The organism is Microbacterium sp. CJ77, assembly GCF_002911615.1.
Lineage (GTDB): Bacteria > Actinomycetota > Actinomycetes > Actinomycetales > Microbacteriaceae > Microbacterium.
This window is the reverse complement of the sequence record NZ_PQBR01000010.1, coordinates 26,176-35,731: the sequence shown is the minus strand read 5'-3', so window position 1 is coordinate 35,731 and position 9,556 is coordinate 26,176. Positions and strand designations below refer to the sequence as shown.

At 64.3% G+C, this 9,556-nt stretch carries 10 protein-coding genes; 2 read left to right on the top strand and 8 right to left on the bottom strand.

Annotation, left to right across the window (positions count from 1 at the left end; all coding sequences use genetic code 11):
* A partial coding sequence (locus C2868_RS08505; protein ID WP_103663154.1) for an IS256 family transposase occupies positions 1-1,126 on the bottom strand: 1,126 nt, incomplete at its 3' end.
* 218 nt (positions 1,127-1,344) lie between these two features.
* Between C2868_RS08505 and C2868_RS17420 the strand changes: the two genes are divergently transcribed.
* On the top strand, positions 1,345-3,240 hold the full coding sequence (locus C2868_RS17420) for a hypothetical protein (protein WP_181003403.1): 1,896 nt from the start codon (positions 1,345-1,347) through the stop codon (positions 3,238-3,240).
* A gap of 240 nt (positions 3,241-3,480) precedes the next feature.
* On the opposite strand, the gene C2868_RS08485 is transcribed toward C2868_RS17420, so the two are convergent.
* The gene (locus tag C2868_RS08485; protein ID WP_103663151.1) at positions 3,481-3,999 is read right to left on the bottom strand and encodes a DUF6790 family protein; all 519 of its coding nucleotides are present in this window, start codon (positions 3,997-3,999) and stop codon (positions 3,481-3,483) included.
* A 30-nt stretch (positions 4,000-4,029) separates the two neighbouring features.
* Positions 4,030-4,464, bottom strand: coding sequence for a DUF1398 family protein (locus tag C2868_RS08480; RefSeq protein WP_103663150.1), 435 nt, complete (start codon positions 4,462-4,464; stop codon positions 4,030-4,032).
* Positions 4,465-4,605: 141 nt separating this feature from the next.
* On the opposite strand from C2868_RS08480, the gene C2868_RS08475 reads away from it, so the two are divergent.
* Entirely contained in the window at positions 4,606-5,046 is a 441-nt protein-coding gene (locus C2868_RS08475) for a MarR family winged helix-turn-helix transcriptional regulator (protein ID WP_181003402.1), read from the top strand.
* Between the two features lie 42 nt (positions 5,047-5,088).
* Here the strand turns inward: C2868_RS08475 and C2868_RS08470 are convergent, their stop codons facing one another.
* The 5 genes from C2868_RS08470 to C2868_RS08450 are packed head-to-tail and all read right to left on the bottom strand — an operon-like array spanning position 5,089 to position 9,531.
* A complete protein-coding gene (locus tag C2868_RS08470; RefSeq protein ID WP_103663148.1) occupies positions 5,089-5,859 on the bottom strand; it encodes a glutamine amidotransferase in 771 nt (256 codons plus the stop codon).
* Between the two features lie 11 nt (positions 5,860-5,870).
* Positions 5,871-6,584 (bottom strand): GntR family transcriptional regulator, encoded by a 714-nt coding sequence (locus C2868_RS08465; RefSeq protein WP_103663147.1) that lies wholly within the window; start codon positions 6,582-6,584, stop codon positions 5,871-5,873.
* 11 nt (positions 6,585-6,595) lie between these two features.
* Positions 6,596-7,570: a hypothetical protein gene (locus C2868_RS08460; protein WP_103663146.1), complete on the bottom strand. Its 975-nt coding sequence runs from the start codon at positions 7,568-7,570 to the stop codon at positions 6,596-6,598.
* Positions 7,567-8,391, bottom strand: coding sequence for an N-acyl homoserine lactonase family protein (locus C2868_RS08455; protein ID WP_103663145.1), 825 nt, complete (start codon positions 8,389-8,391; stop codon positions 7,567-7,569). Before C2868_RS08455 ends, C2868_RS08460 begins: the two co-directional genes overlap by 4 nt.
* Positions 8,392-8,412: 21 nt before the next feature.
* On the bottom strand, positions 8,413-9,531 hold the full coding sequence (locus C2868_RS08450; RefSeq protein ID WP_103663144.1) for an ABC transporter substrate-binding protein: 1,119 nt from the start codon (positions 9,529-9,531) through the stop codon (positions 8,413-8,415).
* Positions 9,532-9,556: the final 25 nt, after the last annotated feature.

Genomic DNA, 9,556 nt, shown 5'->3' with positions numbered 1-9,556 from the left:
CGTCGTGTTGCTCGGCGAGGACGGCGCCGACGAGCCGGATGATCGCGTCGCGGTTCGGGAAGATGCCCACGACGTCGGTGCGGCGGCGGATCTCCCGGTTGAGGCGTTCGTTCGGATTGTTGGACCAGATCTGCCGCCAGATGCTCTTCGGGAACGCGGTGAACGCGAGGATCTCCTCACGTGCGGCCTCGAGGTGCTCGAACGACCTGGGGAGCTTGTGCTCGAGCGCGTCCAGGACGCGGTCGAACTGGGCGTGCACGGACTCCGCGTCGGGCTGGTCGAAAACCGTGCCCAGCAGGGTCTTCACCCATGGCCACGAGGACTTTGGGGTCACGCTCATCAGGTTCGCCGCGTAGTGGGTTCTGCACCTCTGCCAGGACCCGCCGACGGTCGCGCCGATCGCTGCGACCAGACCTGCGTGTGCGTCGGACGTGACGAGCTTCACGCCGGTCAGGCCTCTCGCGACGAGGTCGCGCCAGAACGTCAGCCAGCCGGCGCCGTCTTCGGTCGAGTTGACTTGCAGACCGAGGATCTCGCGGTAGCCGTCGGCGTTCACGCCGGTCGCGACCAGCACCGCGACCTTCACGACCCGGCCGCCCTCGCGGACCTTCATGGTGAGCGCGTCGGCGGCGACGAACGAGTACGGGCCGGCGTCCAACGGCCGGGTGCGGAACGCGGTCACCTGCTCGTCAAGGTCGCGCGCCATCTCCGACACCTGCGACTTCGACAGCCCGGTGATCCCGAGGGTCTTCACCAGGTCATCCATCCGACGGGTGGACACGCCGAGGAGGTAGCTGGTCGCGACCACGGTGGTCAGTGCGGCCTCCGCGCGGCGGCGGCGTTCCAGCAGCCACTCCGGGAAGTAGGTGCCCTGCCGGAGCTTGGGGATCTTCACGTCGATGGTCCCGGCGCGGGTGTCGAAGTCGCGGTGGCGGTAACCGTTGCGACGGTTCACCCTGTCGTCGCTGATCGTGCCGTAAGCGGCGCCGCAGATCTGGTCCGCGTCCGCGGATAGCAGCTGGTTGATGAACGTGCCGAGCATCTCCCGCAGCAGATCGGGAGACGCCTGCGCGAGGTGGTCTTCGAGGAAGCGGGCAGGGTCGATATCGTGGGGTGAGACGGTCATCGTCGGGGTCCTTTCGAGATGGATGTGAAGAGTTCTCTCGAAGGATCACGCGGTGACCGTCGCTACGTCCGCAGCGACACGGTCACCCGATCCGTACACCACCTTGCCGGACGCCACCAGTGACCGAGTTCGTGGCTACTTCTCGCCCGTGCTCGATGCGCTTCTCGGACAGCGGATTCGATGACAACTGAGGTCGGGAAAAGATGGAGGATGATGCCGTGAGTGACAAGCCCATTCTGTTGTTCCTGCACGGCGTGGGAACCGGCGATCCGGACGGGCACTGGAAGGTGCGGCTCTCGGAATCGCTCAACCGCATCGGATACCCAGGGCTCGAAACAGTGAAGGTCATCGCCCCCCGATACGCCCATGCGCTTAAGGGGGCCGACGAACCTGAGACCGTTCCGCCCCTCATCGGCAAGCCGCCGACAGGTGATGCAGCGAGACAGAACCGGAGGGAGTTCGAGCGCCGAATCGCAGCGATCGAGTTTCGGCTCGGAAGCCAAGATCGCGGTCCCGGTTTCGTCGGCGGCGACGCCCTCGTGGACTTCGCCATCGCGGTTCCGTTCTTCGAACAAGCTCGCAACTACCTCAATGATCCGCAGATCCGAGCACAGGTGCTCAACCGCATCCTGAGCAAGCTCCCCGATCACGGACGCGTCGTGCTGGTCGGGCACAGCCTCGGATCCGTCATAGCCGCCGACCTCGTGCGGCGGCTGCCTTCGGGCATCGAGGTGGTCGGGATGGTGACCGTCGGCAGCCCCTTGGCGAGCGCGAGCTTCGGAGTGGACAAGCTACGCGAGACCCTGCAGGAGCCACCGACGAACCTCGCGTGGTGGGTGAGCTTTTGGGACTGGTACGACCCCGTCGCGGCGCGACGAGGGGTTTCCTCCGCATTCCCCTGGATGATCGACTTCCAGGTTCGTACCCGCGCGCTCGGCCCGGTGGCCCCTCATTCGGCCATCGAATACTTGAGCCACGACGTAGTCGCGGAGGCCGTGGGGTTCGCCCTGTTCGGGTCTCGATCCAAGGAACTGGCTGCCATCGAGTCCAGTGTCGACGTTCAGCTGAATACGGCGGAGAGCTTCGCGCTGCTCGCCCTGCGGTATGCCCACCTCATCAAGATGAGGCTGGATGGAGACAGACGCGACCGCTTTGCAGGTGCCCTACGGAGCGTTCAAGCGATGCTCCTCGATGCGCTGAGGGCGAAGCGCGAAGAATCGCAGCGCCAATTACCGCCGGCACTCGCACGTCTTGCCTTCGACTTCTCCGATCCGAGCGCGATGGCGCTCGAGCCGCTGCCGTCTCGCCACCTCTCCAAAGAAGAATCGGTGGTGCAGCTCACCGTGATCGCGTCAGAGAACGTCATCCTGCCATTCGAGATCAACGTTCCCGACGACATCAAGCAGAAGGCGATGGAGGAACTCGCAGCTGAAATGGGTCTCGGTAGCGTGTTCGGAGCGGACGTCTTCCGAGCAGCCAAGCTCGCTCAGGACGCGCTCGGCGGGAGTCGCAGCGTCAATTGGGTCAAGTGGGGCGCTCTCGGCGCGGGCGCCGCGGCTCTCGCCCTCGCTACTGGCGGTTTGGCGTTGGCCGCGGGCGCGGGGTTGGCCGGTGCGGCAGCAATCACCAGCGCTCTCGCCGCGTTCGGGCCAGGAGGAATGGTGGGCGGCCTCCTCACCGCCGGGACTTTGGTCACTGCGGGTGGTGGCGGCATCGCGTTCGGACTCGCGAGTCCCGGCACGAACGCGGCGACGCTGGAGGCAGTCGTGTCCCGACAGCTCACGGCCGAGATCCTCCGCAAGATACAGGGTTTGCCGTCGGACCCATCGGTATGGCGAACGCTCGTCGTGATGGAGATGGAACTCCGGCGAGAGCACGAACGCTACGACGAGTTCTCAGATGACACTGCTCCGTCCATCAAGGAGCTCAGAACCAAGATCGTCACCGTCGAGCGCGCTCTCATCTGCATGCGGTCCTTCGGAATTGAGCCGGGAATCTCAGCGGAGCCGGAGACTGCACCCGAGGATCCGGTACGTGATGCCTGGTACCGGCGGGTCATGCCGACTGGGCGGAGAACCAGTACGAGCGCCGAAACGGCGCGAACGGATCCCTGACGCGCGTTCTCTCGGAAATCGCGTCCACGAGTCTTCGATGCCGGGCCGACGCCACGCAAGGTCCAAGCGCCCGTACGATCCTCCGACCGACCCCCGGCAGACCGCGATCTACGACTCGTTTTCGCACGGCATCCCCAACCGGCGTGGGTGCTGTGATTGCGTCCGAGTGGGACCCCGACACCGGATGCCACCGCGCTCTCGGTGGCATCCGGGCCGTGGGTGCGGTGGTGGAGCCACCTACTAGCCCCACACGGCGTAGTAGGTGGCGATCAGGAACGCCGGCACCGCGAAGTCGATGAACAGGATCGCGGTGTTATTGATGGCGAAGTTGCGGTCCCTGATCATGGAGCGGATGTGGCCGATGCCGCATCCGACCCGGAAGATCGCGTTGATCAGGATCACGGCGAGCGCGAAGTCGGGCCCGTAGCCGCTCGCGAGCAGCGCGACAATGCCCATGGCGAGATCGGCGAAGCCGACCTCGAGCTCGTAGGGGCTCTTGTCGAAGCCGATGGTCCGTGAGATCCGACGACCGAAGAAGACGTGCGAGATGCCCGCGCCGACACCCGCCCACCCGATGAGGTAGACGATGGCGTTGGCGAGGAGGGTCTGACCCCAGTCATCCTCGACGCCGCCGGCGAACTGAAGGATCGTGGCGCCGATGAACAGGATGACGCCAATGAAGGGCAGCAGACCCCCGACAACAGACCCCCTGCGGGATCGCGGGGTCTGGACGATGCGGGTCGATTCGGTGGTTTCCATTTCTGTCTCTCCTCTGTGGCTGTTGGGTGTTTACGCGGCGGATACCGGGGCGGGAAGCTCGACGGCGTCGTACTGCTCGACGTACGTCTCGCCGAAGCATCCGTAGTACGTGCACGTGCGCTCGGTGGTGTCGACCTCGTAGCGGATGACGCCGGCGTTGAAGCTGGCCTCGACGAACTGCGGGAACGTGGTCTCGCCTCGTTGGTCGGCGCGGAGCGCGGCGATGAGGGCGGCCTCGTCGAAGGGCGGGACGACCACCGGCTCGGTGTGCAGCAGCGCTCCGGGTCGCAGCACGGCGCCCTCGGCGGTGACGAACACCATCGACATCGACGGCACGTCGAAGTAGTTGCGGGTGATGCCGGCCCGGCGCATGGCCTCGGCGAGGTGGGGGAATCCGCCCACCTTCGGGCGGACGGCCGCGCCGTAAGCGGTCGCCGCGGTCACTGTGTCGATGAGTTCGGTCATGGGTTTTCTCCTTTTGCTCCGTGGAGTCCCCGGCCGTCTGTGCGGGGATCGACATCAGTATGTCCACATGACACCTATGAGTCAAGATATGAATGAAGAGTCAGGATGCGACACGCGTGCCGAGTGGGTAAGGTCATCGCTATGACGGACGAAACCGACGTGGAGCGGCTGTACTCGGAACTCTTCGAGGCGGCCGGAGCCGGGCGGCGCCTCGGTGAAGGAATCGCCGCGCGAGCCGGGCAGACGCAGGCTCGGTGGCAGACGCTGTGGACGATCGGCGCCGGATCACTCACCGTGCCGCAGATTGCCCGGCGCCTGGGCGTGAGTCGTCAGCACACCCTGCGGTTGACGAATGATCTCGCACGCGAGGGCTTGGTCGAGTTGGTGCCCAACCCCGACCACAAGACGTCGCCCCTGATCGAGCTGACCCCGGCCGGTCAGGAGACCCTCGCCGAGATCAACACGGCCGCGGGGGAGTCGAACCGGGCCCTGCTGCGGGAGCTGTCGGAGGACGACGTCGCCCAGTTGCGCTCCCTCCTGCAGCGCTTCACGGCGATCGTGAAGTCGAGCGAGGCCGGGTAGCGTCAAGTCTCGGGTTACGCCGTTTGCCCAGGAACTTCCGGACTATCGCGAGGAATCGACCTGCTCGGCCGACGTTAGCCACTCAATCAGGCCGTTGAAGAGCTGCGCGTATCCGGGCCACTCCTCGCAGAATGCAGGGGGAGCCCAGTGAGGTGAGCAGTCGCTCGTGAACACGGCCGATCGGCCACGTCCATACCGGCCCACTACGACGAGCGGGTCGCCATCGATCGTTGCGAGCTCGTCCGCTCCATTCCGTAGCACCGTCTTGTTGTAACCGAGCAGGAGTGGCCACGGTTCGGACGCGCCCCCGAGCGCGGGATGATCGGGATCCGTCACGACAGGGAGAGCCCCGGCAGGCCGCTCGACGCGATCATCGGCATCGATCAGGGTCACCGGCAGCACCTCGCCTATACGCGTCCTCGCGTAGGCGGCCCGGCCCTGGAAGCCGGAGAACGACAGGTAGCCGCCTATCATCACCAGCCGTCCGCCGGCCAGCACCCACTCAACGAGTTCGGCGATGCGGTCAGCGCCAGGCAAGGAACGTTCGAACACATCCGGCGATAGCTGGAGCGAGTTCGCGCCGATATCCGACAGGACGACGACGTCGAACTTGTTCAGCTCGTTTCTGTCGCTCGGGAAATCGGTCGGTACGAGGTGCGCCGGCATATGGACGACTTCATGGCCTCCGCCTTCGAGCGCAGATCGCAGCTGCCTCACGCCCTCGGTGTACGAGTTCGCCGTGAACTCGTCGACGCCCTTGATGTGCGTCGTGGTCGTGATCCAACTCTCCCCGGCGATGAGGATTCTTGCCATTGCTCGGCCCTTCAACGATGGAGTTGCATTCGGAGCGGAAGCTCCGGGATCGTGACGCTGTGCGCCACTTCGACAGGAGTGTCGTCCGCGGCGAAAGCGACCCGCCGAATGTCGATCAGGGGACATCCGATCTCCCGGTGGAGAAGCTTCGCCTGCTCCGCAGTCGCCAGCACCGACCGCACGAACTGCTCAGCCCACGTCACCTCGACACCCGCACGTTCCCGGAGGGTCCGGTACAGCGAGCCGTCGATGAGGTCTTCGCGAGCGATCATCGGCGCCAGGAGGAGCGGAATCCAGGACTCCTGGATCGAGATCGGGGCGCCATCGTGGATCCGCACGCGAACCAGGTTCACGACGGTCTGTCCCTCACTCAGACGCAGACTCTCCCGCACCGACTCGTCCGGTTGGGTCACGACCCGTTTGGTCACCTGCGTCTTGATCGACCCGTGAGCCACTCCGATCTCGTCCTCGTAGGGTCCCAGACGATTCGTTTCGCGCACCATGTGACTCGGGGTCGCGACGAATGTGCCGGAACCGTGGCGGCGGACGACCAATCCTCGGGATTCAAGCTGCCCGAGAGCCTGCCGTACCGTCATGCGGCTGACACCGTACATGCTCGCCAGCTCTTGCTCGCTTAGGAGACGATCGCCGGAACCCAGTGTGCCGGCGGAAATCTGCTCGGACAGGTCCTGGCTGATGGCCTGGTAGCGCGGGGCTTGTGTCATGGTCACTCAGGCTAGAGCATCTGTTCGGGACCGGGACCAGCGCCCTCGAGCGGAGCCGAGGCCCACCCGAGGAGCGTGCGCTCGCCGGTGGCCTTGTCTGCCCATACCTCGCACTCGAGGCGCCCGTCCGTTGTGACACCGAGAACACGGCCGGAGACGGAGAACGTCTCGTCGACGAACAGCGGATGGGTGTATTTGAGGTCGAGTTCGCCCCCGTTGAACCAACTGGGTCCGAAGAACCCGACCATGAGTTGGACGAGTACGCCTGATTGCTGGAATGCCTGCACGATCGTGCGGTCGAGACCCGCGTCGGCCGCGCGCTTTCGACTCGTGTGAACGTTCATGAATCCATACCCGCCCCACGAGAACACGACGAGCTGATTCTGACTGAAGTGCGTGGTGAGCGTTGGCAGGGGGGAGCCGGGCGGAAGATCGGCGTGCGCATGTTCGGCAACGGGAAGCGCCGGATCTGCGACACCGATCACGGTACGGGTTCGCTCCGTCGCGTCGGAGGTCCCCTTACCGGCGACGTCCCCGGGAACGGTCCGCATGATCTCCTTGCCGATGTAGTAGATCAGCTCTCGACCGTCAATTCCCGTGGCCGTGGCCTCGAGGGTGACGAAGCCGTGCCCGCGCTTGACGTACTTCTCGACATAGGCTCCGCCGACGGTGACCTCCTCGCCCGGTCTGACCGGCGAGGAGAACCTGAGGAACGCGTGGGTATGCAGTCCCTGCGCGGTGTTGCCGTCATACCCCCGGTAGAACATGAAGAGCAGGTCGTTCGCGAGCGTCATCGGCGGTGCAATAGGACCACCGAACGGTGAATCCCGGTAGTACCAGGCCGCGTGGTCCCCGAGGGCGTACGTAGTGTCGTCGATCAGGTCCTGGGTGACCCGGAACGTCACGGTTCCGAAATCCTCGGGCACTGTGATCAGCTCGTAGAGCGCTTCCTTCAGTTCGGGATTGAGTGCGCGATGGTCGGTCATCCGATGACTCCTGTCGGGTGCAGTTCGCGGATTTTCCAGTCGTGTGCCGGTAGCACGATGTCTGCCTCGCGTTTGACGCGCGCATAGGCGGCGACGAGATCCGGAAGGTCCCAGAAGGAGCCTTGCGGCCAGTCGAGCTCGAGGTTCCGGTAGTTGTACATCAGATCGCCGGCAATGCACACCCGGCCCGCATCCGTATCGACCATCACAGCCATGGACCCCGGGGTATGCCCGCCGACGCGGATGAGATCGATGCCCGGCTCGAGCTGCAGATCGCCGTCGATGATCTGCAGACGATCTTCGATGGCCTTCACCTTGTACGCGTATTCCGGGTAGTAGAACATCCCGAAATTCGGCGGTGTGAGGGCGTTCGGCAGTTCGTCACGCTGGACGATGAAGCGTGCATTGGTGAAGAGTTCGTTGTTGCCGATGTGATCGAAATGCAGATGGGTCAGGATGACCGTGTCGACGTCCTCAGGCCGAAGACCGAGTCCGGCCAGCTGGATGATGAGATCCTGATCATCACCGCGCCTGGTGACGAAGTCGACGCCGTACCGGTGCTGGATGTTCGCCACTTCATCGACGTCACCGAGGCCCGTGTCGACGAGGATGATCTCGCCGGCTCCCTGAATGAGCCAGACCGGGACGGGCACCATCACCCCCTCCGTCACCGATCCGTCGCGCCTGTGAATGTCCTTCCGGAACCCGAACGGATACCGTTCGTGATCCGGAAGATTCGGGGAGATTCCCGCATTCAGCAGCGACACGGACAGAGAGCTTTCCAGTTCTCCCGTGACGATGTGGTGGATCCTGATGCCCATCCCGATCACTCCTCTTCTTGCCTAGTAGCCGGTCTCGTCGGCGCCGTACTCCGCGACGTAGGCATCCCACATCTCGGGCATCAAGAAGTGCTGTGCACCGTCGACAGGGGCCGGAATGGAGTCCGATTCGAGGAAATATTCATTGCCCGCGTCCCAGGTCGTCTTCCAATATGCGATGCCGTCAGGCTCGAGGATCCACTCCTTCGCCTGCGCGGCGTTCACCGCGTGGAGTTCGAGTGTCTGCCAGAAGCTCTTCCACCCTTCGACGGTCATACCGCCTGCAGCCTCTTGGTTGAGAGCAGTCGTGATCAGTTCGGCGCAAGCGTCTTCATTCGCATCGCAGTATCGGATGGTTCGGAACATCACGTTGATGAACGAGAGCACGACGTCCTGGTGGGTGCTCGCGAAATCCCTCTTGGTGACGATCCCGTTGATCTCGGGCGCGGAGAGGTCCGGACCCGAGATGCCTACGAGCATCCCGGCGTCGACGAGCGTCTGCCGCTGCGGGATCCCACCGAGATAGGCATCTCCCGTTCCGGCGAGAAACGCCGCGAGGCCGGAGTCGGAGTCGAGGTCGATGAAGTTGACTTCGCTCTGGGCGATGCCCACCGAGTCGAGTGCGGCGATGATCTGCTTGCCCATGTCGGTGGAAAGGGTCGTCACGACCTCTTTTCCCCGGAGGGACTCGAGGAAGGCGGTCCGTGCCGCGTCGTGATCGAGTCCGCCCTTTTCCAGCTGCGCGACGGTCTCGAGCCCATCCGGGCGGATCATGAGAGCGGTGCCTTCCGTGAACGGGTTGTACCCGAATGCGTACACGAGGTCGGGGTCGGTGTTCGCGACCGCGATGACACCGGTGGTGTTCTGGATAGCCATATCGACGTCACCGGAGACGACCGCCGTCATCACGTTGTTCCACGCCAGCTTCTTGAGTTGCAGATCGATGCCCGCCTCTTCGAACCAGCCTTGATCCATCCCGACAAGCGTCAGGTAGGTGTCCTGATAGGGGGTGATCCCCAGCGTGACTGTTTGCAGTCCGTCGCTGGTGCCGGCGTCAGATCCTGACGCGGCGCAACCACTGAGGGCGATCGCTGTCGCTGCGATCATCGCTGACGCCATCGTCAGCTTGCGTGCTCGTGACATGCAGGTGTTCCTTTCTTGGGGTGAA